This window comes from Thioclava sediminum (assembly GCF_002020355.1).
In the GTDB taxonomy this organism is placed as follows: domain Bacteria; phylum Pseudomonadota; class Alphaproteobacteria; order Rhodobacterales; family Rhodobacteraceae; genus Thioclava; species Thioclava sediminum.
Window position 1 is genome coordinate 243,230 of sequence record NZ_MPZV01000001.1, and the last position, 24,676, is coordinate 267,905.

Here is a 24,676-nt window from a genome sequence, read left to right on the forward strand (position 1 = left end):
CCACAACCTACTGTTTACGCGCGAATTTACGCGTCACCTCAAGGAAGTGCATCACCTGCGGCGCGCGATTGTCGAGCCGCGCATGCACGGTCAGGCCGGTCCCCGGATTATAGCCCTTATAGGGCCGGAAGATCACGCCGGGGCGCTGCGTGCGCGACACCGATTGCGGCACCACGGCGATCCCCACGCCCACGGACACAAGGCTGATCGCAGATTGAAAATCCTGCGCAAGATCGACCGCCTTCGGCTTGAACCCTTCGCGCGCGCAGATATCGAGCACGACATCGGCATAGCTGGGCCGGGGCTTGCGCGGATAGAGCACGAAGGTCTTATCGGCGAGATCGGCGAAATGGATCTCGGCGCGGGCGCCGAGGTCGGAATTGTCGGGCAGCGCGAGGATCAGCGGCTCGGTGCAGAGCGGCTCGCGGCGGAACTCCTCGTCGTCGAGGATCGGGCGCGCCACCGCGATGTCGATCTCGCGGCTGACCAGCGCGGTGTGCAGCTCGGCATTGTTCATCGCCGAGAGCTGCAGCTCGACCTCCGGGTAGAAGGAGCGGTAGGACTTGATCAGCGTCGGCAGCACCCCATGCGAGGCTGATCCGACAAAGGCGATCCGCAGCCGCCCGCCCGCACCGGAGCCCACCATCTTCGTCTCGCGATAGGCCGCATCCAGCCGCTCGAGCAATTGCCGCGCGTGATCCTGCAGCACCTCGCCCGCCTGAGTCAGCCGGATCTGGCTGCGCGAACGGTCGAAAAGCTGCACCTCCAGCTCGGCCTCCAACGCCGCAATCTGGCGCGACAGCGGCGGCTGCGCGATATCGAGCCGGTTCGCCGCGCGTCCGAAATGCAATTCCTCGGCCACCGCGAGGAAATATTTGAGCCGCTTGAAGTCCATTCCCACGCCTCCTCCCGTTGATACCATATAGGTCATAACGGAACCCTCCTCACTATCGCAAAAGGTATTGGATAATGCCGGGCACGAATGAGGGCTCGCGCCCGGCCGGGGAGGATCAGAAGACCTTCAGGAAACGCAGCTCCGCGACCACGTCGTTACGGAACCCGCCATCGCTGTTCACGTCCTTCGCCAGCATCCCCTGCACCTGGACGGTCGGGGTGACGAAAGTATTGGCATAAAGGCGGAGCTGATCGCGCTCGGTGCGCTGGCCGGTATCGGCGCCGCCCACCTTGATCTTGCCGCCACGCTGCGAGGACAGGCCGAAGGAGACGGAGGTTTTCTGGCCGAATTGCTTGCGCAGATAGGCCTGAACCTGCGTGGCGGGGCTGCGCTCGATCTTCTGGCCGCTCTCCGTGTGGTCCATCGTGACCGCCACATCGGCCATCGCGTCGAAATAGAGCCCCTGCCCGAGCCCCTGAATGAACCCGATCTGCGGCGTCAGAGTCCACGTCCCAGAGCCCGCGCTGACCTTCGCCGCGTCATACCGCCCCGTGGGCGCGGTCACGAAGGCGGTCACGCCCAGCGTGGTTCCGGTCTCGGGGTTCGCCGGCTGTACCGGCCAGACCGAGAAGCCCAGCGTCAGATCGCCCACGCCCGATTTGGTCGGCATATCCCCACCGCCGATGCGCGCGGTGTCGAAATTCACGAGCGGCAGCACGGCCTGATAGAGCGCGGGCATCCCGAAGGCTTCGGAATAATGCAGCCCGCGCAGGACCATCACATTCACCTTGGCCTTGCTGTCGGGCACCTTGGTCCCGCCGAGCTCGAACGTATCGGCGCTTTGATGCTGCAGATAAAGCAGCCCGATATTCGTGCCGGGCGGCAGGATGTTGTAATCCCCCGGAGCCACGTCGATGGCATGGGCCGGCAATGCGGCAAGCGACATCAGCGCGCTCAAAGCGAGCGCGGCGCGTTTCAGTTTCATGGATTTCCTCCCTTCGCGTTTCTCTGGTCCGGTCGCTCCGGGCGTCAGGGCTCCTCTTCCCCTACCCGGTCCGGCTTTCCGCGCGCCGTTGGGACCGACGCGCGGAAAGGGTCTCGTCAGGCGCTCTCCTTCAGCAGGCCGCGCTGGCGGGCCATGGTCATCGCCGTGTCCTGGATCATGTCTTCCTGACCGCCGATCATCTTCTTGCGGCCCAGTTCGACAAGGATGTCGCGCGCCGGGATGCCGAAGCGCTCGCCTGCGCGTTTCGCGGGCAGCAGGAAGGTCGAATAGACCCCGGCAAAGCCCAGCGTCAGCGCCTCGCGGTCGGCGCGCACGACGTGATCCGTGAACGGGACCACAACATCCTCGGCCAGATCCATCAGCGCGAAGGTATCCGAGCCCGTCTCGATCTCCATCCGGTCGCAGACGGCGGCCAGCACCTCGATCGGCGCATTGCCTGCGCCTGCGCCAAGCCCCGCCAGCGAGGCATCGATCCGCGTCGCGCCCGCGCCGATAGCGGCGATGGAGTTCGCGATGCCGAGGCCGAGATTGTGGTGGCCGTGGAAGCCGATCTCGGTCTCCGGTTTCAGCGCATCGCGCATCATCGAGATCGCATGGGTGACCTCATGCGTCAGCATCGCGCCCGCGGAGTCCGTGACATAGACGGTGTTGGCGCCATAGCTCTCCATCAGGAGCGCCTGTTCGGTCAGCCCTTCGGCCGAGTTCAGATGCGACATCATCAGGAAACCGCTCGCATCCATCCCGAGCTTGCGCGCGAAGGCGATATGCTGCGGCGAGGTGTCGGCCTCGGTGCAATGGGTCGCCACATGGACCGAGCGCGCACCGCACTGATAGGCCTCTTCGAGCTCTTTCATGGTGCCCAGACCGGGGATCAGCAGCACCGAAATTACCGCCTGCTTCACCACCTCGGCCACCGCCGAGATATATTCCGCGTTGGACGCCAGCGCGCGGCCATGCTGGATCGAGTTGCCACCCAGACCCGCGCCATGGGTGACCTGCATGTAAGGCACGCCCGCCGCGTCCAGCCCCTTGGCGATCTTCACCATCATCTCGACCGGAATCTGCTCGCGCTTGGCATGCATCCCGTCGCGCAGGGACATGTCGTGCAGCTTGACCTTGCGGCCCTCGAGGCCGGATTTCACTTTCTGTTGGATCACGCTCTCTGAGGTCATTGTGCCGGCTCCAGTTTTTTGAGTTCCATCGACCCGTCGAGGATCCGTTCGGCGAACATCTCGGCGGTGCGTGCCGCCGCCGCCGTCATGATGTCGAGATTGCCCGCATAGGTCGGCAGGTAGTCGCCTAGCCCTGCGACCTCCATGAAGACCGCGACGCGATTGCCGTCGAAATCGGGGCCGTTCACCAGCTTGTAGCCGGGGACGTATTTCTGGACCTGCGCGATCATATCCTTCACCGATCTGGTGATCGCCTCCCGGTCCGGCTCGCCCTCGACCTCGCAATAGATCGTGTTGCGCATGATCATCGGCGGATCGGCGGGGTTGATGATGGCGAGCGCCTTGCCCTTCTTCGCCCCGCCCACCTTCTCGATCGCGTTCGAGGTGGTGAAGGTGAATTCATCAAGGTTCGCCCGCGTGCCCGGCCCGATGGATTTCGAGGAAAGCGAGGCGATGATCTCGGCATATTCGACCGATTGCACCGCGCCCACGGCCGAGACGATCGGGATCGTCGCCTGACCCGCGCAGGAGATCATGTTGACGTTCATCGGCGTCGCTTTCGCCAGATCGCCGAGGTTCACCGGCGGCACGCATAAGGGGCCGATCGCGGCAGGCGTCAGGTCGACCATGAACACGCCCAACTCGTTGAGCTTGCGCGAGTTTTCCGCATGGACATAGGCCGAGGTCGCGTCGAAGGCGATCTGGATACCGTCTGCCTCGACATGGGGCAGCAGCCCGTCGACGCCCTCATGGGTGACCTTCAGCCCTTTGTCCCTGGCGCGCTTGAGGCCGTCGGAATTGGGGTCGATGCCGACCATCCAGACCGGCTCGAGCACGTCCGAGCGCAGCAGCTTGAACATCAGGTCGGTGCCGATATTGCCCGACCCGATCAGGGCACATTTGATCTTGTTCATCTTGAACCTCCTTGGCTCGGGGTCACTCGGTGAAAGTGACCGTGATCGAGCCCATCTCGTAAAATCTCGCGGTGATGGAATCGCCGGGTTTGACGGCCACGGCGGCGGTGATCGCGCCGGCCATCACGAAGCTGCCCGCGGGCAGCACCTCGCCCATGTCATCGAGAACGCCGACCAGCATCGCGATCGCCTCGGCGGGGTGTCCCAGCACCTCGGCGCCCGCGCCGATCTGGGCGATCTCGCCGTTATGTTCGAGCACCACACCCACGGTCCGCAGATCGAGCGCATCGGGCCGGATCATCCGCCCGCCCGGCACATAGCGGGCCGAGCTGGAATTATCGGCGAGCACCGATTCCAGATCGAACTTGAACCCGGTGAAGCGACTGTCGATCACCTCCAGCGCGGGCTGGACGTAATCGGTGGCGGCCAGCACGTCTTCTCGGGTGACCTTGCCCGACAGCTCCTTGTTGGTGACAAAAGCGATCTCGGCCTCGACGCGCGGGTGGATCATGTCACTGACGGTGATCTTCGAGTTCGCCGGACGCTCCATCGCATCGGTCAGGAAGCCCACGCCGGGGGTCGAGACGCCCATCTGCGCCATTTTCGGCTTGGAGGTCAGCCCAGCTTTCCAGCCGATCACCCGCTCGCCTTTCTTCTCCAGATTGCGCCGCAGCGCGGTCTGGACGCGATAGGCGTCGGCGATGGTCAGATCGGGGTAATCCTCGGTCAGCTTACGGATCGGCACCGCGTAGCGCTGCGCGGTCTCGACGCGCTCAGCCATGCGGATAATCGCTTCCTCATCGACGGTCTTCGGTTGATCGAGGCTCATACCATCGCCCTCCCGGCAAAACGCATCTCGCACGCGCCGATGCCCGCGATCTCGCAAGTGAAATGATCGCCATCCGTGACAGCCAGCAGCGGCGCCTGCGCGCCCGACAGGATGATCTCCCCGGCTTTCAGCGGGATCCCCAGACGCCCGAGCGTATTGGCGAGCCATGCGACCGCCATCACCGGCGAGCCTTGCACGGCCGCCCCGGCCCCTGTCGCAACCACTTCGCCGTTCTTCTCGATCACCATGCCTGCGAGGCTCAGGTCCAGATCGCGCGGATCGGCCTTGGCCTCGCCCAGCACGAACACGCCGCAGGAGGCATTGTCCGCCACGGTGTCCTGGATCTTGATCTGCCAATCTTGATACCGGGTATCGACGATCTCGAAGCACGGCGTCACATAGTCGGTCGCGCGGATCACATCCGTCACCGTCACGCCCGGCCCGATCAGGTCTTCCTTCAGGCGGAAGGCCAGCTCGCCCTCCAAACGCGGCTGCATCAGCTTGCTGAGGTCGATCGTCGCGCCATCCTCGAACAGCATCCGCTTCGTCACCTGCCCGAAATCGGGCTGATAGACGCCAAGCGCGTCCTGAATGGCGCGGCTGGTCAGGCCGATCTTCTTGCCGACGACCTCGTCGCCCGCCTCGAGACGCCGCTCGAGCATCCGCAACTGGATACGATAGGCGTCCTCGATGTCGCTCTCGGGTTCGAGCGCGCTGATTTTCTGGGTCGGTCGACCCGAGCGCAGCGCGTCATAAAGCGCATCGCCCAAGCTCTCGATCTTGGTGCTGTCCAGCATATGTCCTCCGTCGCGGCCCTCATCTGCGTCGGTCTGGTGAAACCGATACGGGCTGCCTCCGGATCAAGGCTAAGACGGCGGCGCGATACGCTCCAATACTTTGACGGGCCGGGCTTGATACGGGTTTTGCATCGCTCCCCGATGCGGCATCATGCAAAAACGGTATCGCGTGCGGGATGCAAAAGCATTGGAGCGTATCGACCAGGTTGCCTAGCTTATCGCCCAAGAGGTGGCTCACGGGAGGACGATATGACCACGCATAAGCTCTTCATCGACGGCGAATACCGCGCCGCGCAATCGGGCAAGACCTTCGACAAGATTTCCCCGTCCACCGGCGAAAAGATCGCCGATGTGCATGAGGCGCTGGCCGAGGATGTGAATGACGCGGTTGAGGCAGCACAGGCGGCGCTGAAAGGCCCCTGGGGCAAGATGCCGAAGGCGCAACGCTGCGACCTGTTGATGAAGCTCGCCGACGCCATCGACGCGCGCAAGGCCGATTTCATGGAAGCGGAAGTACAGGACACCGGCCACACCCGCGGTTTCGCCGAGAAGGTCGAGATCCCACGCGGCGCGGCCAACTTCCGGATCTTCGCGGAGATGCTGAAGAACACGGGCGGCGAGTATTTCCACATGGATACGCCCGACGGCACGGGCGCGGCCAATCTCGAACTGCATCGCCCGAAAGGGGTTATCGGGGTGATCTCGCCCTGGAACGCGCCGTTCCTGCTGATGACGTGGAAGGTTGGCCCCGCGCTGGCCTGCGGCAATACGGTCGTCGTGAAACCGTCCGAGGAAAGCCCCGCCACCGCGACCCTGCTGGGCGAGGTGATGAACGAGGTGGGCATCCCGAAAGGCGTCTATAACGTCATCCACGGCTTCGGTCCGGAAAGCGCGGGCGAGTTGCTGACCCAGCATCCGGGCGTCAACGGCATCACCTTCACCGGCGAGACCCGCACCGGCGAGGCGATCATGAAACAAGCCGCGGTGGGTCTGCGCGATGTGTCGTTCGAGCTGGGCGGCAAGAACCCTGCTATCGTCTTTGCCGATGCAGATATGGACAAGGCGATCGAGGTCACGATGCGCTCGTGTTTCGCCAATACCGGGCAGGTCTGTCTGGGAACCGAGCGGATTTACGTCGAACGCCCCGTCTTCGAGGAATTCGTCAGCCGCCTGAAAGCGGGCGCGGAAGCTCTGATCCAAGGCGGACCGGATACCGACGGCGCGACCATCGGCCCGCTGATCTCCGCCGAGCATCGTGAGAAGGTGCTGAGCTATTACAAAAAGGCCGCCGATCTGGGCGCTCAGATCATCACCGGCGGCGGCGTCCCCGACTTCCCCGATGGCGATTACCGCAACGGTGGTTTCTTCGTCGAGCCCACGATCTGGACCGGCCTGCCCGAGGACAGCCCCATCGTGCGCGAGGAAATCTTCGGCCCCTGCTGCCACATCCAGCCCTTCGACAGCGAAGACGAGGTGATCGCGATGGCCACTGACACCAATTACGGGCTGTCGGCCACGATCCTCACCGAAAACCTCAGCCGCGCCCATCGCGTCGGCGGGCAGATGGAGGCGGGTCTCGTCTGGGTCAATTCGTGGTTCCTGCGCGACCTGCGAACGGCCTTCGGTGGCTCGAAATCCTCCGGGATCGGACGCGAAGGCGGGGTGCATTCGCTCGAATTCTACACCGAGCGGACGAACCTCTGTATCAAGCTGTGAGCGCCAGCCTCGCGAGCCGCGCCCGGTGCGCGCCGCAGGCGCAGGGCGCGCGCCGGACCGTCCCCACGGGCTGGCGCCTTGCCATCCGCGCGCGTGGCTCGAGCGATGGGCGAAGCCGCACGGATAAAGCGCATCCGCTGATATGTCAGAATGCGCCACCCCACGGGCCGCCGCGCGCCCTGCTTGCCCCCTTCGCGATTGTGCCTCACTCTGAGCGCCGGAGAGGACACCCATGAACCTGCGTCAGCTTCGCTATTTCATCGCCGTGGCCGAGGAACTGCATTTCGGTCGCGCGGCCGAGCGGCTTCATGTCTCTCAGCCGCCGATCACCCGCCAGATTCAGGCGCTGGAGGAACAGCTCGGCGCGCAGCTTTTCAACCGCACGCCGCGCGGTGTCGAACTGACGCAGGCGGGGGCGCTGTTTCTCGATGAGGCGCGCAACATCGCGGCGCTGCTCGATCAGGCGGCGGACCGGGTCCATCGGGCGTCCGAGGGCGGGCTTGGCCGGGTCGACATCGCGATCTTCGGCACCGCGATCCTCAGCTTCATCCCGCGGATCATCCTCGAATTCAAACGCCGCTATCCGGATGTGAAAGTGGTGATGCACGCGCTCGACAAGCTGGCGCAGATCGAGGGGCTGCAGAACCGCTCGATCGATCTGGGCTTCAACCGGATGCTGACGCCGGTGCCGGGTCTCGCGATCGAGGAACTGGCCTCGGAGCCGCTCTATATCGTCGTGCCCGATCCGGGGCCTTTCGCGGATCGCGAGAGCGTCGCGCTGTCGGAACTGGCGCGCGAACCGATGATGCTGTTTCCCGCCAGCCGCGCGCAGGGGTTCGTCGAGAAGGTCACGGGGCTCTGCCACGAGGCGGGGTTCGCGCCCAATGTCGCGCAGGTCGTGGGCGACGGCTTTACCGCGATGGCGCTGGTCGCGGCGGGGTTCGGCGTCTCGGTCGTCCCGCAATCGATCACATCGGTCATCATGGAGGGCGTGAAATGCCTGCCGATCAGTGATGTGAGCGACAGCGCGCGGGTCGATATCTCCTGCATCTCGCGAGAGGGTGACACGTCCCCGATCGTCGCGAACTTCCTCGAGGTCGCACGCAGTTTAAGCCAGCAATAACAAAGCACTGTAAAACGATCTTCATGTCGCCGGCCGGACGCAGCCCGGATGCTGAATCATGCCATATCTAGGAGTTCCCCTCATCCAGAGCGATGCGCCTTCGGTATCGAAACCCGGACTAAATGGTATTTGATCGTATCGCCTCTTCTGCCCCAATCTCGGTCCACGGACACGCCGAGGAGGCCCCGACACGCGGGGAATGAGGGCGCGTCCCGAGACAGAGGAGCAGTCATGCCGGTAATCCAGATCAACCTTATGGAAGGCCGCACCGAGGCGCAGAAAGAAGCGCTGATGCGCGAGGTCACGCGCGCGGCGGTCGACACGCTGGGCGTCAAGCCGCAGGCCGTTCGGATCATGCTCAACGAGCTGCGCTCGGGCCATTACGCGGTCGCGGGCGAGCCGAAATATGTCGAAGCGAGCGAGCAACCCGCCGCCGCCTCGAACGGCACAGCCCCGACCAACGGCCACGAGAAGGCCCCCGCAAACTGACCGCATTCACCGTATCGAGCTTTAGGGAGGACACCATGAGCTTTCAGGAACAGATCCACGATATCGCGCAGCTTGCCTGCATCGAACTTTTCACCCCCAAATTCGAGGAAAGCTTCTGGTTCTTCCACGATGTTTTGGGCATGACGCCCACCGAGGATGACGGCAAATCCTGCTACCTGCGCGGCTACGAGGACCGCTATCACCACTCGCTGAAGCTGACGCGCTCGGACAAGGCCGGGATCGGCATGGTCGGTTGGCGCGCCTCCTCGCCGCAGGCGCTGGAGCGTCGCGTGGCCGTGCTAGAGGCCTCGGGCAACCCGGGCAAATGGGTCGAGGGTCACAAGGGTTACGGCCGCGCCTATGAATTTACCACGCCGGACGGCCACAAGCAGCATCTGTTCTGGGAGGTCGAGTATTACGAGGCCCCGGCAGAGCTGAAATCGAAGCTGCTCTCGCGCGCCCAGAAGCGTCCGCTGCGTGGGGTGCCGGTGCGTCGTCTCGATCATGTCAACCTGCTCTGCTCGGACGTGACCAAGAACGGCAAGTTCCTGCAGGACAATCTCGGCTTCCTGAAGCGTGAGAACGTGGTCTTCGGCGGCTCGGACGAGCTGGCGGCGTGGTTCTCGGTCAGCCCGCTCGTGCACGAGGTCGCCTTCACCAAGGATCAGGCCGGTCCGGGTAACCGTCTGCACCATGTCGCCTTCTGGTATGGCAATCAGGGTCAGATGCTCGACCTTGCCGATATCTTGCAGGAATACGATGTCACGATCGAAGCGGGCCCGGCGAAGCACGGCGTCTCTCAGGCCTATTTCATGTATGTCTACGAGCCCGGCGGCAACCGCATCGAGCTGTTCGGCGACACCGGCTACCTGATCTTCGATCCGGACTGGAAGACGCTGACCTGGGACGAGAGCAACTTCTTCAACGGTGGCGGTGTCTGGTTCGGCGGCGAGCTTCCGCAGGACTTCTTCGTCTATGGCACGCCCATCGTCGAGGCCGCGATGGCCGAGGCGGAGACCAAGGACGAAGTGGCCGAACCGGCCGAGTAATTCCTCTCCGCAGTTTCGGAGGCTGGCCATCCCCTCGGGGGTGGCCTTTTTGGTTTTGGGGATGGCGTCGACCTCCGGTCTCGCCCGGGGCGACCAGCCCCGGGAGGGCGCTTTTGCGACGCTGCTGCGCGCACCGATCACTCTCGGATCTTGCGAGATAAAGCGCGAACCACGACTGTCGTCACGCGCCCACCCGAGGTCGGGCGCCGCCCTCTGGCGCGGCCCGGGGCTGGTCGCCCCGCGCCAGTAGATCCCGGCGCCACCTCCGCATCAGGTATCACCCGGGTAATCCCCGATACCTCCGCGGTATGTTTTCCTTCCCCCGTCCCGCGCGCTACAACCTCCTGCAAAGAGGAGGCTTTCATGCACGCACTGACCCATGACGGGGTGACGCTCCACATTCTCGACCAGGGCCCGCGCGACGGCCGTGTGGTGATGTTCGGCAATTCGCTCGGCAGCGATCTGCGGCTCTGGGAGGCGCTGATCCCGCATCTGCCCGAGGGGCTGCGGCTGATCCGCTTCGACAAGCGCGGGCATGGGCTGAGCGATTGCCCGCCCGGCCCCTACAGCATCGAGGACCTCTCGGGCGATGCCGCCGCGATCTGCGATGCGCTCGGGCTTCGGGACGTGACCTTTATCGGCCTCTCGATCGGCGGGCTGATCGGACAGAGCCTCGCCGCGCGCCGTCCTGATCTTCTGCGCGCGCTCGTCCTGATGGACACCGCCGCCAAGATCGGCACGCCCGAGATGTGGAACGAGCGGATCGCCAATGTGCGCCGCGACGGGATCGCGAGCATCTCCGACGCGATCCTCGCACGCTGGTTCGCGCCCGGTTTCGCCGAGGCCCACCCGGCGGAGTTCGCGCTCTGCCGCAACATGCTCGAACGTGGGCCCGACGAGGGCTATGCGGGCTGCTGCGCGGCGATTGCCGGGGCCGATCAGACCGAGGCGACACGGGCGCTGACACTGCCGGTGATGGCGATGACGGGTGCGGATGACGCCTCGACCCCGCCCGATCTGGTGCGCGCCACGGCAGAGCTGTGCGGCGCCGCGTTCCACGAGATCGCGAATGCGGGCCACCTGCCCTGTTACGAGCAGCCCAAGGCTGTCGCGGCGCTGTTGAAGGCGTTCTTGGACAAGACCTGAGCTAACACCCCGCCCGGTGCGCGCCGAAGGCGCAGGGCGCGCGACGGCCCGTCCCGACGGGCTGGCGCGATTGAGGCGGCGTGCCCAGCGGGAAGCTCAGAGGAATGTGGCGGGCATAAACCGCCGCAGCGGACAACGGGCGCGCGCCACCCCACGGGCCGCCGCGCACCCTGCTTTCGTTACACCGCCTCCAGCGCCACAGCGATACCCTGCCCCACGCCGATGCACATCGTGGCAAGCGCCCGTTGGCCCTTGCAGCGCACCAGTTCCAGCGCCGCCGTGCCGGTGATCCGCGCGCCTGACATGCCCAGCGGATGGCCAAGCGCAATCGCGCCGCCATTGGGGTTCACTCGCGCATCGTCATCCGCAATGCCGAGATCGCGCAGCGTGGCCAGACCTTGGCTCGCAAAGGCTTCGTTGAGCTCGATCACGTCGAAGGCGTCCTGCGTCAGCCCCAGCCGCGCCATCAGCTTCTTGCTGGCAGGCGCGGGCCCGAAGCCCATGATCCGCGGCGGCACGCCCGCCGCCGCCCCGCCGGAGATCTTCACCAGCGGCGTCAGCCCGTGTTTGCGCACGGCCTCCTCGGAGGCGATGATCAGCGCCGCTGCGCCATCGTTCACGCCGGACGCATTGCCCGCCGTGACCGTGCCGTCGGGCCGCACGATGGGCCGCAGCTTGGTCAGCGCTTCCAGCGTGGTGCCGGGGCGCGGGTGTTCGTCAGTGTCGACCACGACCGGCTCGCCCTTGCGCTGCGGGATCGTGACCGGGGTGATCTCCTCGGCCAGACGGCCCGCTTCCATCGCCTTGGCCGCAGCCTCCTGCGAGCGGAGCGCGAAGGCATCCTGATCTTCACGGCTCACGCCGAAATCATCGGCCACGTTCTCTGCTGTCTCGGGCATCGAGTCGACGCCATGGGTCTCTTTCATCAGCTTGTTCACGAAGCGCCAGCCGATTGTCGTGTCATAGACCGCATTGGCGCGGCTATAGGCGGCCTCGGCCTTCGGCATCACGAAGGGCGCGCGCGACATGCTCTCGACGCCGCCCGCGATCATCAGATCGGCCTCGCCCGCCTTGATCGCGCGGGCGGCGGTGACGATGGCATCCATGCCCGAACCGCAAAGCCGGTTGATCGTGGTCCCCGGCACGTTCACCGGGAGACCCGCGAGCAGCGCCGACATGCGGGCCACGTTGCGGTTGTCCTCGCCCGCCTGATTGGCGCAACCGAAGATCACGTCCTCGACCGCTTCCCAATCGACGCCCGTGTTGCGCGCCATCAGGGCTTTCAAGGGGATCGCCCCCAGATCGTCGGCCCGGACAGGCGCCAGCGCACCGCCGAAACGGCCGATCGGGGTTCGGATATAGTCGCAGATATAAGCGTCACGCATCGGCCAACTCCTCGGGACAGATCAGGTCACCCACCTCGCCCTCGACATGGAGGGTCGCGCCGGTGACGGCTTGCAGCTCCTCCATCGATATCGCGGGGAGCTTTTCGCGCAGGACGAAGCGGCCATCCACCACGTCCACCACGGCGAGCGACGTATAGACGCGGGTCACGCAGCCCACACCGGTCAGCGGGAAGGTGCAGGCCTCGACCAGCTTCGGCTGGCCCTTCTTGGTGACGTGGTCGGTGATGACAGCCACGCGTTTCGCGCCATGCACGAGGTCCATCGCCCCGCCCACGGCCGGCACGCCTTTCGGCCCGGTCGACCAGTTCGCCAGATCGCCCGTTTCGGCCACCTGATAGGCGCCGAGGATTGCCACGTCGAGATGCCCGCCGCGCACCATCGCGAAGCTGTCGGCATGGTGGAAGAACGCGGTGCCGGGCTTCAGCGTGATCGCCTTCTTGCCCGCGTTGATGAGGTCCCAGTCCTCCTGACCGGGTTCGGGCGCACGACCGAAGCCGAGAACACCGTTTTCCGTGTGGAATATCGCCTCGCGACCTTCGGGCTGGAAGCGCGCGACCATCTCGGGAAAGCCGATCCCGAGGTTCACATAGGCGCCGTCCTCGATGTCCTGGGCGGCGCGCCAGGCGATCTGTGCATTGCTCAGTTTCTGGGTCATGGGTGATGGGCTCCGGCGCGGTTCAACTCTTCTTCCTGGGCGGGGTTGGCGACCTCGATGATCGCATCCACGAAGATGCCCGGGGTGACGATGACTTCCGGGTCGATCTCGCCCGGCTCCACCGCTTTCGTGACCTGCACGACGACCTTTTCTGCCGCCGTCGCCATCAGCGGCGAGAAGTTCCGCGCGGCCATCCGGTAGGTCAGGTTGCCAAGCGCGTCGCCCTGCTCGGCCTTGATCAGCGCGTGATCGGCCTTGAGCCAGCGCTCCATCACGTAGTCGCGGCCGTCGAACTGCTGCACCGGCTTGCCCTCGGCCAGATCGGTGCCAACGGAGGTCGGCGTGAAGAAGCCCGGAATGCCCGCGCCGCCTGCGCGGATACGTTCGGCCAGCGTGCCTTGCGGCACCAGTTCCAGCTCGATCTCACCCGCCAGATAGCGTTCGGTGAATACAGTGGGATCGGCCGAGCGCGGGAAGGAGCAGATCATCTTCTTGACCATACCCTGCTCGATCATCGCGGCGATGCCGACATGGCCGTTGCCTGCGTTGTTGTTGATCACGGTCAGCCCCTTGGGCGATCCGGTTTCGAGAAAGCGGTCGATCAGGGCGTGGATCAGTTCGATCGGGGCCCCCGAGCCGCCAAAGCCGCCGATCATCACCGTGGCGCCGTCTTGAATATCGGCCACGGCCTCGGTCAGCGAGGAAAGTCTCTTGTCCATTTGCGGTCCTCCTGAGGCCTCGGATTTAGACCTGCGTGGGACGGCTTTCCACGGATTTCGTGCGCATCTTGACATTTGTTCGCATCGCGAGAAAACCTGTTCGCATGTTGAACAAATCGACCGATTTCATCGCCTCTTTCGCGAAAGGCCTGCGCGTCATCGAATGTTTCGGGGCCGAGACGCCGCGGCTCTCGATTGCCGAGGTGGCGCAGGCGACGGGCTTCGACAGGGCCACCGCGCGGCGCTGCCTGCTGACGCTGAACGCGGAGGGCTACGCGGAATACGACGGCAAGTTCTTCACGCTGACGCCGAAGGTTCTTCGGCTCGGGATGGGGGCGCTGGCCTCGCTGCCGCTGCCGCAGATCGTGCAGCCGTGGCTCGATCAGCTGACGGATCGGATCGGGCAAAGCTGCTCGGTCTCGATCCTCGATGGGACTGAAATCGTCTATCTCGCGCGGGCGGCGCAGCGGCGGGTGATGTCGATCGGGTTGATGCCGGGGTCGCGGCTGCCAGCGCATTGCACCTCGATGGGACGGGTGCTGCTGGCCGCCCTGCCCCCGGAGGAAGCCCGCACGGCAGTGGAGGCCTCGGACCTGACGCCGCGCACGGCCTACAGCCTGACCGATCCGGGCGAGATCGTTGCGCGCATCGATCAGGTGCGCCGCGACGGCTATGCGGTGATCGATCAGGAGGTGGAGATCGGGCTGCGCTCCATCGCGGTGCCGCTTTACGACATGCATGGGCGGGTCGTGGCCGCGCTCAACACCGGGATGGCCGCGAGCGTCGATCCGGCGGAGAGCCTGATCGAAACCTATCTGCCGGAACTCACGCGGGTGCAGACCGGGCTGCGGCGCGTGCTGCGCTAAGGCTCACCCCGCCACGGTGATCTCGGTGTCCCATTGCGCGCAGAGCGCCATGAGCGCGTCGGGCAAGGGCTTGTCGATGAAAACCCGGTCGATATCGGAGAGCGAGGCAAGCCGCACTGGCGCGGAGCGTTCCAGCTTCGACGCGTCGGTCACCAGAAAGCTCTGCCGCGCCTGCCGCAAGATCCGGCGGCTGACGCGCACCTCGGCCAGATCGTAATCGAGCATGTCCCCGTCCGCATCGAGCGCGGAGGTCCCGATCACCGCGAAATCGGCTTTGAACTCGCCCATGAAATCCGCCGTGAGATCGCCCACCAGCCCGCCATCCGAGCGGCGCAGGTTGCCGCCCGCCACGAGGATATCGCAGCTCTCATTGGCCAGCAGGATATTGGCGACGTTGATGTTATTCGTGACCACGGTGATGTTGCGGTGATGCAGAAGCTCGCGCGCCACCGCCTCGGTCGTGGTGCCCAGCGTCAGCACGATGGAGCTATTGTCGGGGATCGCCTGCGCACAGGCCCGCCCGATCGCCGCCTTCGCCGCCTCGTTCATCCGGCGGCGTTCTTCATAGGCGAAATTCACCACGCCGGTGCGGATCACCGCCCCGCCATGCACGCGCTCCAGATGGCCCGCTTCGGAGAGCTCTGTCAGATCGCGCCGGATCGTCTGGACCGAGACATTGAAGCGTTCGGCCAAGGCTTCGACCACAACACGGCCCTCGTCGCGCGCGATTTCGAGAATTTCGGACTGTCGGAAATTGAGCGCCATCCTGCCCCCCTTTTGGGCCTTGCTGACACAGGTTACCGACAAAGTCATGTCTTGGCAGTGTTTTTGTGTGAAATCACCGGGGACGGTGTGGCGCGGTCAGTTCAGGCTCAGCCCCTCGATCCGGGCGCGGATCGCGCTGTCGGTGTCGTCGCTGTCGCCTGACAGCGCCAGCCCCACAAGCTGCGTCGGCTGCGCTCCAAAAGCGCGTTGGTAGTCGCGCGCCAGATCGACGCTCTCGGAATGCGTGCCGGTACCCGCCGGGCGCAACACCACCGTCTTGCCGCGCGCGCCCAGATAGGGCGAAGGCAGCAGCGCCCCACGCCCGTGCTTGCCGCCCCAGACATACATCAGCACGCGCGCCTCCTTCACCGCCAGAAGCTTGCGGATGCTGGCCCCTTCATTGGCGCGGGCGACGGCCTCGGGCATGAAGACGAAATAGAGCGACAGATCGCGATCATCCCCGCCTTTTCGGTCGAGCGGCGTCGGCGGGACGCTCTGGCTGACCGACCATTGCCACGCGGCCTTGCGCGTCCCCCACTCGGACTGTGGCAGCGCCCGCCAGATCAGCGACACCGAGCCGTCCGAGCGCATCGCGACACCATTGGCCGATTGCTGCCAGTCGTTGGAGGAGAACAGCGAAAACCGCTGCTCGGTCCAGCCGCCGAAGATCGAGGCCGGGGCGAGGCTCGGCATGAGCGCAGCGCAAAGGCTTGATGCGAGAAAGGCGATCGACAGGCGGCGCATGACACTCTCCTCTTGCTTGGGTGACAGAGCTACGCAAAGGACCGCCGCGCCGGATCACTTGCCCCGAGTCGCGCGCATAGTCTCACGACCGTCACTGAAGGCTGTCGAGGCGCAGCACCGCTTTCAGATCCTCCATCGTGGCGCGGACGATGTCGGCATTCTCGTTCAGCCCATCGCAGATCCCGAGTGCCGCCTGATCCTCGCAAAATCGCGGCAGGAGGCGGGCGCTGGAGGCGCAGACACTGGCGACATTCCCGAGCGTGTGCAGCGCCGCGCGGAGCTTCGCGATTTCGTCTTCGGTGAAATCGGCCCGGCTGCCGCCGACCGTGTTGGCACTCACATTCATAGCGACCCCCGTTTGCCCAGTCCCGCAGGGTCAGAATTATCACGGAAACTTACATGTCAGATACGTCAAATCGTTATTGGACCGTCAGATATGATCGAAGTTCTGTGCGTAGGGTCACGCAATTGCGTTTTGCAAAGCCTCTCTGAGCGAGTCGGAGGAGAAGGGTTTCTGGACGACCGTGCAGGGCGGGTAGATTGCCAGCAGGTCAGGCGCAGACCCGTAGCCCGTGGCCAGCACGAAGGGCACGCCCATCTTGTGCAACCGCTCGGCGACCGGCACGGATTGCTCGTCCCCGAGATTGACGTCGAGCACGGCGAAATCGGGTCGCGCGCCGTCCAGCCATGTCAGCGCGCCTTCCACCGAGGAGGTGATCTTGACGTCGCGCGCGCCCAGATCCTCCAGCACACCGGCGGCATCCATCGCGATGATGAGCGTGTCTTCCAGCACCAGCCCCTGCCCCGACAGGCGGAATGCAGCGCCGGTCTGCGCGGCGGGCGACGCCCCAACGTCGCCCTCCGTGCCGGGCTGATCGATCAGCTCCGCGATGGTGGTCGGCGGGATGCGGAACTGCGCCTCCACCCCGGTCATCTTGTAGGAAATCTCGGCATCGCCGCGCAGCTCGTGCGGGATCGAGTTCTCGATGATGATCGACCCGAAGCCGCGCCGTTTCGGCGGGGTGACCGGCGGACCGCCACGCTCTTTCCAGTCGATCAGCAGACCGCCGCTGTGATCGGTGGAGAGCGCGATCTCAACACGCCCGCCGCTATCGCACAGCCCGCCATATTTGATCGAATTCGTCGCCATCTCGTGCAGCACGAGCGCGAGCGTCGTATAGGCCTGCGGCGAAATCAGCGCATCGGGTCCGGTGATAATCACACGCTCGGCCTTGCGGTCGGCATAGGCCGCGAATTCGCACGAGATCAGCCCATGCAGGGAGGCAGGCTCCCAATGCTCCGCCGTCAGCTGGTCATGCGCCCGCGCCAGCGCCTGAATGCGCCCGTCGAGATTGTCGGTGAACTCTTCGAGCGAGCGCGCCGAGCTGCGCGACTGCGCCAGCAGTCCGCGCATCAGGTTCAGGATATTGCGCACCCGGTGGTTCAGCTCCGAGATCAGCAGTTCCTGATGCTCCTGCGCGCGCTTGCGCTCGGCCGAGGTCGCGTCGGTGATCTTGAGGAAGATCTCCAGCAGCACCGTGCGCAGAAGCTCCGCTGCGTGGCATTGCTGGTTCGTCCAGGGGGCCGAGCGCCCGGTGACCGTCTCGCGCCAGACCTCGAAGCTCTTGCGTGGGGTGAGCCGCACGCCGTTCGGGCCAAGCTGCGCGGGTTTCGTGGGATCGCCCGCCCATTCGACCGTGTCCGCGATCTGGCGGCGGAACAGCACGAGATAGTCGCGCGGCCGTTTCGAGATCGGAATGGCGAGCAGCCCTGCGGCCCGTTCCGGAAAATCGCGGGCCGGTTCGTGGGCGCGCCCCAGTTGATCGGTCGCGAAGGTCGAGGACCCGATCGACCGGTCCAACATCCGCGCGATCCCGGCGAATTCCTCTTTGGTCGGCGTCGTCCCGGTCGCGCTGAATTCCTCGTTCTCATAAAGGACGAGCCCGTCATGCGGGATCACCAGCCGGATCTCGTCGGAGACCGCCATCAGGCTTTCCGACAGCGCCTTGCCATCGGCCATATGCCCCATCAGCGTGCGTTGCAGGCTGGCCGTATCGGATTGCGCCTTCTTGCGCTCCCCATCCTCGAACTTGCTGAGTTCATAGGAAAACATATGGGCGTACATCTCGATCGCGGTGCGCAATTCGTAGTCGATGTAGCGCGGTTGATTATGGTGGCAGGCGAACAGCCCCCACAGCTCGCCATCGCGCATGATCGAGACCGACATCGAGGCACCGACGCCCATGTTGCGCAGGTATTCGATATGGATCGGCGAGACCGCCCGCGTCACCGCCAGAGACATATCGAGCGGCTGCCCGTTCAGATCGACCCCCGGCAGCACCGGCGCACCGGGATCGTCCACATCCGCGATCAGCCGCAGCAGCGCGCGTTTATACAGGGCCCGCGCCTGAACCGGGATATCGCTGGCCGGGAAGCGCAGCCCGTCATAGAGGCGCTGCTGGTCCTTGCGGGTCTCGGCGATGACCTTGCCCGATTGATCGGGCTGGAACTGGTAGATCATCACGCTGTCGAAGCCCGAGAGCGCCTGCAGCCCCATCGCCGCATCGCGCGCAAGCCGCTCCAGCCCCCGGTCGCGACGCAGGCGCGCGATCTGCGGGTAGACATCGGTCATCACATCGCGTCCGCGCGTGCCCAGCTTCGGCTCGAATTCGACGACCAGATACGGCCCCGAGGCATGCAGCGAGACGTCGAAACTCTTCCCATTCGCTTTCAGTACCACACCGAACAGCCGCACCGCCGTCTCGCCGCCCTCTGCCGTGCGCAGGCTCGCGCGGATCCGATCGAACCCGTCCGAGACGATCAGGTCGGCCAGCGGGCGGCCAAGCGCCTCCTCACAGGCCATGCCGAGGATCTCCTCGAGATTGCTCGAGGCGTGCTGCACGATCCAGTCGCTCGAGAGCGCCAGAAGCGCGCCGTAGCTCTGGACCCGGCCCAGTTGGTGGATCGGCTCGCGGTCGCAATCGGTCAGATCGACGGGGCGCTGGCTGGGGGCGGGGCTGGTATCGGACGTCACGTCGGCTCCTTGGGCGTCAAATCGGTGTCTGTCGCGATCCTGCCGGGCCGCGGATGGTCAATGGAATTGGAGGCAAGCGCTGGTGCGAGAGCGTCGGGCGGCGTGCCCGCACCCTGCGCCTTCACAGCCTGCGCGAAAAGATGGAAGCCCCGTATCGCATCGGCGACGACACGGGCTGCGCGCGGGTCTGCGGGGCTCAGCGCGTCGAGCGTCGCGCAATGCCGTTTCCACAGCGCCCCAGCGGCGGGGGCCTGAAAATAAAGCGGTTTGGCCTCGGCCGGGGTCTCGGCGAAGACCTTACGGTCGATCACCTGCGTCCCGAGCCGCGAGCCAAGCACGAGATAGTCGACCGCCAGCGGGTCGAGCAGGCCTGGCCCCGGGTCGGGGATTGGATGCACCGGACGGCCCAGCCGCGCCAGATCCCGGTCGAGCCGGTCGAGAAAATCGCTCAGCAATCCCGCGCAGATCGCGCCGGGGGCCGCATGGCGCGCCAACACGCCAAGCCCTGCGGCCTGCGCTGCGAGGAACCAACCCAGCTTCTGCGCCGGGGCCGCGAAGAACTGGGAGAATTGCGCCTCCCCCGCCTCATGCGCGGCGGCGGTCTCGTGTCTCAGGATTTGTCGGAAGGACACCGCATGCGAAGGCGCGGGCCTGTGAATCTTGGTCATTACAAACCCGTCTGCGGCGTGTCGTAGAAGCTGGAATATCTTCAACGCCGGACCTCGGCAAAGGTTTCTTTGCGGGAACCAGATTTGCAGCTGCGCGGTTCGCGCGCGCGAGAAATCACAGCGCGCAGGGCCACGCGGGCCGCTCGCCGATGCGCCCTCTGGCCGCCCCCGCAGGCCATGCTTTCAACCATTAACCTCAAATTAACCTCGCTTGCGCGACGGTTAACGCGAGGTCAACCAAACGCGCGCCCCGTCGCCTCCCGACCTCGCGAACCGAGTGAAGGAGTGGGATTGTGATCATCAGCGGCGCATCGCTCGACATCCTGATGCTGACCCCGTGGTTTCCGAACCGCCCCGACGGCTGGCCGAGCCGCTTCGTCGCCGACAGCGCGCGGGCGCTCGCGCGGCAGGGTCACCGCGTACGGGTCGGCGTGTTGCGCGGGCTTACGCCTGCGGGCACAGCGCGACTCGCATCGCCCGAGCATCGCGGCGAGATCGAGGCGGCGCGCTTCCCCGAGATCGAGGAGATCCGCCTCGCGCGCTACCCGACGCTGCCCGGCGGGCTGATGCGCAAGCTGACCAATCGCACGCTCGATCGGGCGCTCACGGCACTGGCGGGCGAGATGATCGCCGCGCGCCGCCCCGATGTGATCGTGGTGCAGACCGAGACGCTCGCCCCCGCCGCGCAGGCGCTGGCCGCGCGGATGGGCTTGCCTGTGGTGGGCGTGCTGCATGGCGAGAACAGCAATTGGCGGTATCTCTGGACCAACGGGCAGGCCGAGCGGTTTCGCGACGCCCTGGGCGGGCTCGACCGGCTTATCGTCGTGGGCGAGCCGCTGCGCCGTTTCGCGATCGATCTGTCCGGGCGCGCAGATCATATCGAGGTGGTGTGGAACGGGGTCGATCCGACGCCTGACCGCCCGGCCCCGCAGCAACCGGACGAGGCTCCCCTGCGGCTGGTGAGCGTCGCCAATCTGCATCCCGCCAAAGGCTTGAACCTGCTGATCGCGGCGCTCGGACGGCTTGCCCGCGGGGGGGATGCGCCATGGCATCTGACGATCATCGGCGACGGGCCGGAGCGTGCCAATCTCGCCGCCCAGATCGCGCGGCAGGGGCTCGGGGATAGGATCACCCTCGCCGGTCAGAAACCACATGAAGATGTGCTCGCAACGCTCGGAAAAAGCGACATTTTCGTATTGCCGTCATGGCGGGAGGCTTTCGGGATCGTCTATCTCGAGGCGATGGCCGCTGGCGCGCTTTGCATCGGGGTCGAGGGCCAAGGCCCGGCGCAATTCATGCGCAACGGCGAGACCGGTTATCTGGTCGCGCCGCGCTCGGTCGGGGCGCTGGTCGAGGCGTTGCGCCCACTGCTGACCGGACCGCGCAACGCTTGGCGCGAGATCGCGCGGTCTGGCACCCGGTTCGCCCGCGATCATGCCAGTTGGGACGCCCATGCGCGCGCATTGTCCGAAGTGCTGCACGTCGCCTGCGCCCGCACCGCTCCTTACCCGCAGGAGGCTCGCCTTGTCGGTTAAGCCTGCCCGCCCCGAAGCCCGTCCCGGCCCCGCACTCGCAGTGCTGATCGAGCCCGCGCCCTACATGGTCGCAATGACCGCCGCGCTGGCCGCGCGCTGGCCTACCGATCTCACCGTTCGCTATGTCTCGGCGGCGGCGACGCAGAACTGGGCAGACGCCCCGCCCGAAACCGTCCTGCCTGCGAGGCGCCTGTCTGCCCTCGTCTCGCTCTGGCGCGAGATCCGCAGCACGCGACCCAAAGTCATTTTCGTCGCCGGTTGGGCGCATGTCCCCGTGCTGGCTGCGATCGTCCTCGGCAAGCTCTCGGGCGCGCGGATCATCGCGCTGAGCGACACGTGGATCAGCCCTGCACGCGCGGTTCGCGCGGTGCTCAAGCGTCGGATCCTCGAGATGATCGACGGTTTCTGCCCGGCAGGCCAGCGTGCTGCCGACTATCTTCGCGACCAAGGCGTGCCGCCCGAGAAGATCGTCCCCGGACGGATGAGTTCGGACACCGCCGCCATCGCGCGCCACGTTCGCACCCTCGGCCCTGACGGGCGGCAGAAGATGCGCGCGCGGCTCGGGATCGCGGCCGATGCGCCCGTGTTGATGTTCCTCGGGCGGCTCGCCCCCGAGAAAGGGCTGGACCTGCTGCTGGACGCTTTCGCGCAGCTCAACGCCGCTCAGGCGCGTTTGATCGTGGCGGGCGACGGGCCGCTTGGCGAGACACTGGCGAAGGCGGCGGCACGCGATCCCCGTATCCTGTGGCGCGGGCGGCTCGAAGGGGCGGCGCTGCGCGATCACCTCGCCGCCGCGGATTGCCTTGTCCTGCCAAGCCGCGCCGAACCTTTCGGGCTGGTGATCGGCGAGGCGCTCGCCGCCGGCTGCGGTGTCGTGGCAAGCGGGGCCTGCGGCGCGGTTCCCGACCTGCTGGGCGGGCGCGAGGCCGGGCTGATCGTGCCGCCGGGCGACGCCGGCGCATTGCATGCCGCGCTGGCCCGCGTCTGCGCCGATCCCTATCTGCGGGCCCGGATGCGGGCCGATACGCCTGCGGCCATCGCGGGCTGGTCGAGCGCGGGTTGGGCGAGCCAGCTCTACACGCTGGCCGAGCGGGTGACGCACGACGCGCCCGAAACCACGCGCGAAGCCACCGCCGCGCCCGCGCCCAACCGCAAGGCGAAACGCGCATGAGGCTCGCGATCCGCAAACGCGGCCTGTTGCTGGGCCTCGGCATCGCCGCCACCGCCGCGCCGAGCGTCATCTATGTCAACATGCTCTTCGGACCCGGCGCGCGTTGGGCGGCGATCGGAATTCTGGTCCTCGCGCTTCTCCTCAATGGGCGGTTGTGGCGCAAGATACCGGGCGACGGGATGTATTTCCGGCTGGCGCTGCTGGGCTTGGCCGCGCTGTCTGCGCTGTGGTCGAGCGTGCCGCATCTGAGCGGGCCGAAAGCCGCGACCTACGCGTTGACCGCGCTGGCCTTCGCCTCGGCAGGCGCGGCCTGGGCACAGCAAACGCGGCGGCGCGATCTCTTCGCGATCCTCTGGCCGCTGCTGGCGCTGGTGCTGTTCGCCGGGATCGGCGGGCTGCGCTCGGGCTTCGGCACGGTCGAGATGAACGCGGATATCTCGCTCTATCGGGGGCTGAGCGCCAATTCCAACTTCCTCGCCCTGATGATCCTCACCGTCGCGCCACTGCCGCTGTGGCGGCTCGCGCAGCGCCGGATCGGACGGCAGAGACGGCTGTTCTGGCGGGCTGTGGCGCTGATCCTGACGGTGCTGGTGCTGATGAGCCTGTCGCGGGCGAGCCTGCTGTCGCTAACGGTGCTGATCGTGGCCTTTCTTCTGGGGCGTGGCTTCAAGCGGTTGGCGACGGCGGCGGCAACGCTCGGAGCCGTGCTGTCGCTTCTGTGGCTTTATTTCCCGAACCGGGCGGAGGCGCTGACGCAGCGCTATCTCTTCAAGGCGTCCGCACAGACCGAGACCCTGATCGCCTCGCGCGCAGAGACATGGGCCGCGACGCTCGAAGGGGCCCGCGCGGGCGGCATCTTCGGGCTGGGCTTCGGCGTCTCGTATGGGTTCGACGACTACGCGCTGTCGGCGAGCGCGTCGCACTATGGGCGCGAGAAGACCAATTCGGCGCTGGCGCTGATCGAAGAGGTCGGGCTTGCGGGGGCGGTCCTATTCACCGGAATGCTGCTCCTGATCACGCGCGGCGCGGTTCTCGCGGCCCGACATGCGCGCCGCCGCAGCGACCGGGTGCTGATGGCGCTGTTGCTGGGCTACCTCGCGGCGCTCTTCACCCATGCGCAGTTCGAGGCATGGCTGCTCTCGCCCGGAGGCGCCGCCACCCCCGCCTTCTGGACCGCGCTGGGGATGACGACCGCACTGGCCAAGCGCATTCGCACCCGGCTCAAGCCCGCTCGGCTCAGCCCGAGCGTGGCAGGCGCGATCGAAGCCGTCCGGGTACGCTTCCCCCAAGCTGCGGTGCGCTCAAATGCGTGACGCCATGCCCGTCCCTGTCCCGCCGCAACCGGGCCCCTCCCCCCGGCAAGGTCCCTTCCGGCCGATCGCCACGCAGGACCTGTCCCGCTTTCCCCGCCCGGTAATCGCGGGTAATCGCCGCTTCGGCTGGCGCGCGGCGTGGTATCTGGTCAACGCGCTTTTCTTCCAATCGTCGCTCTTCGCCCTCATCCCCTCACGGGCGAAAGCGGCAATCCTTCGCGGGTTCGGGGCGAAAGTCGGCCCCGGCCTCGTCTGCAAGCCACGCGTCACGATAAAATACCCGTGGCTTCTGGAGATCGGCGCGCATGTCTGGCTAGGCGAGCGCGTCTGGATCGACAATCCCGGCCCCGTGCGGATCGGCGCACATGTCTGCATTAGCCAAGGGGTGCGCATCGTCACCGGCAGCCATGACTGGGCGCGCGGCGATTTCCGCTTCTTCGCGCGGCCCATCGAGATCGGCGACAGCGCATGGGTCACGGCGCATCGCGTCCTGCGCCCCGGCGCCATCGTGCCGCCGCGTGTCGTCGTTTTGGGCGATGTCAGCGCCGGAGACGGGCGCGGCCCGCGCGCGGCATCGGATGGCGTATCGTCGGAAGGAGGTGTCCGATGAGCGTCTCCGTATTGTCCCCCCGGCCTTTGCCCTCCTCCTCACCACAAACACCTC

Annotated in this window: 24 protein-coding genes; 10 read left to right on the forward strand and 14 right to left on the reverse strand. The window is 66.0% G+C overall.

All coding sequences use genetic code 11. From position 1 onward, the window contains the following. Positions 1 to 7: 7 nt before the first annotated feature. The 6 genes from BMI91_RS00995 to BMI91_RS01020 form a co-directional block, all read right to left on the reverse strand. Positions 8 to 895, reverse strand: a complete 888-nt coding sequence (locus tag BMI91_RS00995; protein ID WP_078603685.1) for a LysR family transcriptional regulator — start codon at positions 893 to 895, stop codon at positions 8 to 10. A gap of 115 nt (positions 896 to 1,010) precedes the next feature. Continuing rightward, positions 1,011 to 1,880 carry a transporter gene (locus tag BMI91_RS01000; RefSeq protein ID WP_078603686.1) on the reverse strand — a complete coding sequence of 290 codons (870 nt, stop codon included), beginning with the start codon at positions 1,878 to 1,880 and terminating at the stop codon, positions 1,011 to 1,013. A 116-nt stretch (positions 1,881 to 1,996) separates the two neighbouring features. Continuing rightward, entirely contained in the window at positions 1,997 to 3,073 is a 1,077-nt protein-coding gene (gene dmpG, locus BMI91_RS01005) for a 4-hydroxy-2-oxovalerate aldolase (protein ID WP_078603687.1), read from the reverse strand. Further along, positions 3,070 to 3,987, reverse strand: coding sequence for an acetaldehyde dehydrogenase (acetylating) (locus BMI91_RS01010; protein ID WP_078603688.1), 918 nt, complete (start codon positions 3,985 to 3,987; stop codon positions 3,070 to 3,072). Before BMI91_RS01010 ends, dmpG begins: the two co-directional genes overlap by 4 nt. Before the next feature lie 22 nt (positions 3,988 to 4,009). Beyond that, entirely contained in the window at positions 4,010 to 4,816 is an 807-nt protein-coding gene (gene dmpH / locus BMI91_RS01015) for a 2-oxo-3-hexenedioate decarboxylase (RefSeq protein ID WP_078603689.1), read from the reverse strand. Then, positions 4,813 to 5,613, reverse strand: coding sequence for a fumarylacetoacetate hydrolase family protein (locus tag BMI91_RS01020; protein WP_279627320.1), 801 nt, complete (start codon positions 5,611 to 5,613; stop codon positions 4,813 to 4,815). The genes dmpH and BMI91_RS01020 overlap by 4 nt, the downstream gene beginning before the upstream one ends. Positions 5,614 to 5,862: 249 nt before the next feature. On the opposite strand from BMI91_RS01020, the gene BMI91_RS01025 reads away from it, so the two are divergent. From BMI91_RS01025 to pcaD, 5 genes are all read left to right on the forward strand, one after another. Continuing rightward, positions 5,863 to 7,329 (forward strand): 2-hydroxymuconic semialdehyde dehydrogenase, encoded by a 1,467-nt coding sequence (locus tag BMI91_RS01025; RefSeq protein WP_078603690.1) that lies wholly within the window; start codon positions 5,863 to 5,865, stop codon positions 7,327 to 7,329. 232 nt (positions 7,330 to 7,561) lie between these two features. Next, entirely contained in the window at positions 7,562 to 8,452 is an 891-nt protein-coding gene (locus BMI91_RS01030; protein ID WP_078603691.1) for a LysR family transcriptional regulator, read from the forward strand. A 48-nt stretch (positions 8,453 to 8,500) separates the two neighbouring features. Continuing rightward, a complete protein-coding gene (locus BMI91_RS20270) occupies positions 8,501 to 8,941 on the forward strand; it encodes a 2-hydroxymuconate tautomerase (protein WP_078603692.1) in 441 nt (146 codons plus the stop codon). A 35-nt stretch (positions 8,942 to 8,976) separates the two neighbouring features. Beyond that, positions 8,977 to 9,990, forward strand: a complete 1,014-nt coding sequence (locus BMI91_RS01040) for a VOC family protein (RefSeq protein WP_078603693.1) — start codon at positions 8,977 to 8,979, stop codon at positions 9,988 to 9,990. Positions 9,991 to 10,353: 363 nt separating this feature from the next. Then, the gene (gene pcaD, locus BMI91_RS01045) at positions 10,354 to 11,136 is read left to right on the forward strand and encodes a 3-oxoadipate enol-lactonase (protein ID WP_078603694.1); all 783 of its coding nucleotides are present in this window, start codon (positions 10,354 to 10,356) and stop codon (positions 11,134 to 11,136) included. A 179-nt stretch (positions 11,137 to 11,315) separates the two neighbouring features. On the opposite strand, the gene pcaF is transcribed toward pcaD, so the two are convergent. Genes pcaF through BMI91_RS01060 form a run of 3 tightly spaced genes read right to left on the reverse strand, consistent with a single transcriptional unit; the run spans position 11,316 to position 13,916 of the window. Then, complete coding sequence (pcaF, locus tag BMI91_RS01050) at positions 11,316 to 12,521, reverse strand: 3-oxoadipyl-CoA thiolase (protein ID WP_078603695.1); 1,206 nt, start codon at positions 12,519 to 12,521, stop codon at positions 11,316 to 11,318. After that, a complete protein-coding gene (locus tag BMI91_RS01055; RefSeq protein ID WP_078603696.1) occupies positions 12,514 to 13,197 on the reverse strand; it encodes a CoA transferase subunit B in 684 nt (227 codons plus the stop codon). Before BMI91_RS01055 ends, pcaF begins: the two co-directional genes overlap by 8 nt. Further along, positions 13,194 to 13,916, reverse strand: coding sequence for a 3-oxoacid CoA-transferase subunit A (locus BMI91_RS01060; protein WP_078519252.1), 723 nt, complete (start codon positions 13,914 to 13,916; stop codon positions 13,194 to 13,196). The genes BMI91_RS01055 and BMI91_RS01060 overlap by 4 nt, the downstream gene beginning before the upstream one ends. A gap of 104 nt (positions 13,917 to 14,020) precedes the next feature. On the opposite strand from BMI91_RS01060, the gene BMI91_RS01065 reads away from it, so the two are divergent. Next, on the forward strand, positions 14,021 to 14,782 hold the full coding sequence (locus BMI91_RS01065; RefSeq protein WP_078603697.1) for an IclR family transcriptional regulator: 762 nt from the start codon (positions 14,021 to 14,023) through the stop codon (positions 14,780 to 14,782). Between the two features lie 3 nt (positions 14,783 to 14,785). Here the strand turns inward: BMI91_RS01065 and BMI91_RS01070 are convergent, their stop codons facing one another. The 5 genes from BMI91_RS01070 to BMI91_RS01090 form a co-directional block, all read right to left on the reverse strand. Next, positions 14,786 to 15,547 carry a DeoR/GlpR family DNA-binding transcription regulator gene (locus tag BMI91_RS01070; RefSeq protein ID WP_078539379.1) on the reverse strand — a complete coding sequence of 254 codons (762 nt, stop codon included), beginning with the start codon at positions 15,545 to 15,547 and terminating at the stop codon, positions 14,786 to 14,788. Positions 15,548 to 15,643: 96 nt separating this feature from the next. Beyond that, positions 15,644 to 16,291 (reverse strand): DUF3047 domain-containing protein, encoded by a 648-nt coding sequence (locus BMI91_RS01075; protein ID WP_078603698.1) that lies wholly within the window; start codon positions 16,289 to 16,291, stop codon positions 15,644 to 15,646. Between the two features lie 91 nt (positions 16,292 to 16,382). Beyond that, the gene (locus tag BMI91_RS01080; protein WP_078603699.1) at positions 16,383 to 16,637 is read right to left on the reverse strand and encodes a hypothetical protein; all 255 of its coding nucleotides are present in this window, start codon (positions 16,635 to 16,637) and stop codon (positions 16,383 to 16,385) included. Positions 16,638 to 16,751: 114 nt separating this feature from the next. Next, positions 16,752 to 19,325 carry an HWE histidine kinase domain-containing protein gene (locus BMI91_RS01085; RefSeq protein ID WP_078603700.1) on the reverse strand — a complete coding sequence of 858 codons (2,574 nt, stop codon included), beginning with the start codon at positions 19,323 to 19,325 and terminating at the stop codon, positions 16,752 to 16,754. Further along, the gene (locus BMI91_RS01090; protein ID WP_078603701.1) at positions 19,322 to 19,993 is read right to left on the reverse strand and encodes a heme oxygenase-like domain-containing protein; all 672 of its coding nucleotides are present in this window, start codon (positions 19,991 to 19,993) and stop codon (positions 19,322 to 19,324) included. Before BMI91_RS01090 ends, BMI91_RS01085 begins: the two co-directional genes overlap by 4 nt. Positions 19,994 to 20,286: 293 nt before the next feature. On the opposite strand from BMI91_RS01090, the gene BMI91_RS01095 reads away from it, so the two are divergent. Genes BMI91_RS01095 through BMI91_RS01110 form a run of 4 tightly spaced genes read left to right on the forward strand, consistent with a single transcriptional unit; the run spans position 20,287 to position 24,622 of the window. Further along, entirely contained in the window at positions 20,287 to 21,528 is a 1,242-nt protein-coding gene (locus BMI91_RS01095) for a glycosyltransferase family 4 protein (RefSeq protein WP_078603702.1), read from the forward strand. Continuing rightward, the gene (locus BMI91_RS01100; protein ID WP_158522060.1) at positions 21,518 to 22,699 is read left to right on the forward strand and encodes a glycosyltransferase; all 1,182 of its coding nucleotides are present in this window, start codon (positions 21,518 to 21,520) and stop codon (positions 22,697 to 22,699) included. Before BMI91_RS01095 ends, BMI91_RS01100 begins: the two co-directional genes overlap by 11 nt. Continuing rightward, positions 22,696 to 24,012, forward strand: coding sequence for an O-antigen ligase family protein (locus BMI91_RS01105; RefSeq protein WP_078603704.1), 1,317 nt, complete (start codon positions 22,696 to 22,698; stop codon positions 24,010 to 24,012). The genes BMI91_RS01100 and BMI91_RS01105 overlap by 4 nt, the downstream gene beginning before the upstream one ends. Continuing rightward, positions 24,005 to 24,622: an LbetaH domain-containing protein gene (locus BMI91_RS01110; RefSeq protein WP_146683976.1), complete on the forward strand. Its 618-nt coding sequence runs from the start codon at positions 24,005 to 24,007 to the stop codon at positions 24,620 to 24,622. The genes BMI91_RS01105 and BMI91_RS01110 overlap by 8 nt, the downstream gene beginning before the upstream one ends. Positions 24,623 to 24,676 lie beyond the last annotated feature (54 nt).

Excerpts from the sequence above, each read along its gene's own strand:
- BMI91_RS00995 (WP_078603685.1), bottom strand. The coding sequence starts at position 895 with ATGGACTTCAAGCGGCTCAAATATTTCCTCGCGGTGGCCGAGGAATTG.
- BMI91_RS01000 (WP_078603686.1), bottom strand. The coding sequence starts at position 1,880 with ATGAAACTGAAACGCGCCGCGCTCGCTTTGAGCGCGCTGATGTCGCTT.
- dmpG (WP_078603687.1), bottom strand. The coding sequence starts at position 3,073 with ATGACCTCAGAGAGCGTGATCCAACAGAAAGTGAAATCCGGCCTCGAG.
- BMI91_RS01010 (WP_078603688.1), bottom strand. The coding sequence starts at position 3,987 with ATGAACAAGATCAAATGTGCCCTGATCGGGTCGGGCAATATCGGCACC.
- dmpH (WP_078603689.1), bottom strand. The coding sequence starts at position 4,816 with ATGAGCCTCGATCAACCGAAGACCGTCGATGAGGAAGCGATTATCCGC.
- BMI91_RS01020 (WP_279627320.1), bottom strand. The coding sequence starts at position 5,613 with ATGCTGGACAGCACCAAGATCGAGAGCTTGGGCGATGCGCTTTATGAC.
- BMI91_RS01025 (WP_078603690.1), top strand. The coding sequence starts at position 5,863 with ATGACCACGCATAAGCTCTTCATCGACGGCGAATACCGCGCCGCGCAA.
- BMI91_RS01030 (WP_078603691.1), top strand. The coding sequence starts at position 7,562 with ATGAACCTGCGTCAGCTTCGCTATTTCATCGCCGTGGCCGAGGAACTG.
- BMI91_RS20270 (WP_078603692.1), top strand. The coding sequence starts at position 8,501 with ATGCTGAATCATGCCATATCTAGGAGTTCCCCTCATCCAGAGCGATGC.
- BMI91_RS01040 (WP_078603693.1), top strand. The coding sequence starts at position 8,977 with ATGAGCTTTCAGGAACAGATCCACGATATCGCGCAGCTTGCCTGCATC.
- pcaD (WP_078603694.1), top strand. The coding sequence starts at position 10,354 with ATGCACGCACTGACCCATGACGGGGTGACGCTCCACATTCTCGACCAG.
- pcaF (WP_078603695.1), bottom strand. The coding sequence starts at position 12,521 with ATGCGTGACGCTTATATCTGCGACTATATCCGAACCCCGATCGGCCGT.
- BMI91_RS01055 (WP_078603696.1), bottom strand. The coding sequence starts at position 13,197 with ATGACCCAGAAACTGAGCAATGCACAGATCGCCTGGCGCGCCGCCCAG.
- BMI91_RS01060 (WP_078519252.1), bottom strand. The coding sequence starts at position 13,916 with ATGGACAAGAGACTTTCCTCGCTGACCGAGGCCGTGGCCGATATTCAA.
- BMI91_RS01065 (WP_078603697.1), top strand. The coding sequence starts at position 14,021 with ATGTTGAACAAATCGACCGATTTCATCGCCTCTTTCGCGAAAGGCCTG.
- BMI91_RS01070 (WP_078539379.1), bottom strand. The coding sequence starts at position 15,547 with ATGGCGCTCAATTTCCGACAGTCCGAAATTCTCGAAATCGCGCGCGAC.
- BMI91_RS01075 (WP_078603698.1), bottom strand. The coding sequence starts at position 16,291 with ATGCGCCGCCTGTCGATCGCCTTTCTCGCATCAAGCCTTTGCGCTGCG.
- BMI91_RS01080 (WP_078603699.1), bottom strand. The coding sequence starts at position 16,637 with ATGAATGTGAGTGCCAACACGGTCGGCGGCAGCCGGGCCGATTTCACC.
- BMI91_RS01090 (WP_078603701.1), bottom strand. The coding sequence starts at position 19,993 with ATGACCAAGATTCACAGGCCCGCGCCTTCGCATGCGGTGTCCTTCCGA.
- BMI91_RS01105 (WP_078603704.1), top strand. The coding sequence starts at position 22,696 with ATGAGGCTCGCGATCCGCAAACGCGGCCTGTTGCTGGGCCTCGGCATC.
- BMI91_RS01110 (WP_146683976.1), top strand. The coding sequence starts at position 24,005 with ATGCGTGACGCCATGCCCGTCCCTGTCCCGCCGCAACCGGGCCCCTCC.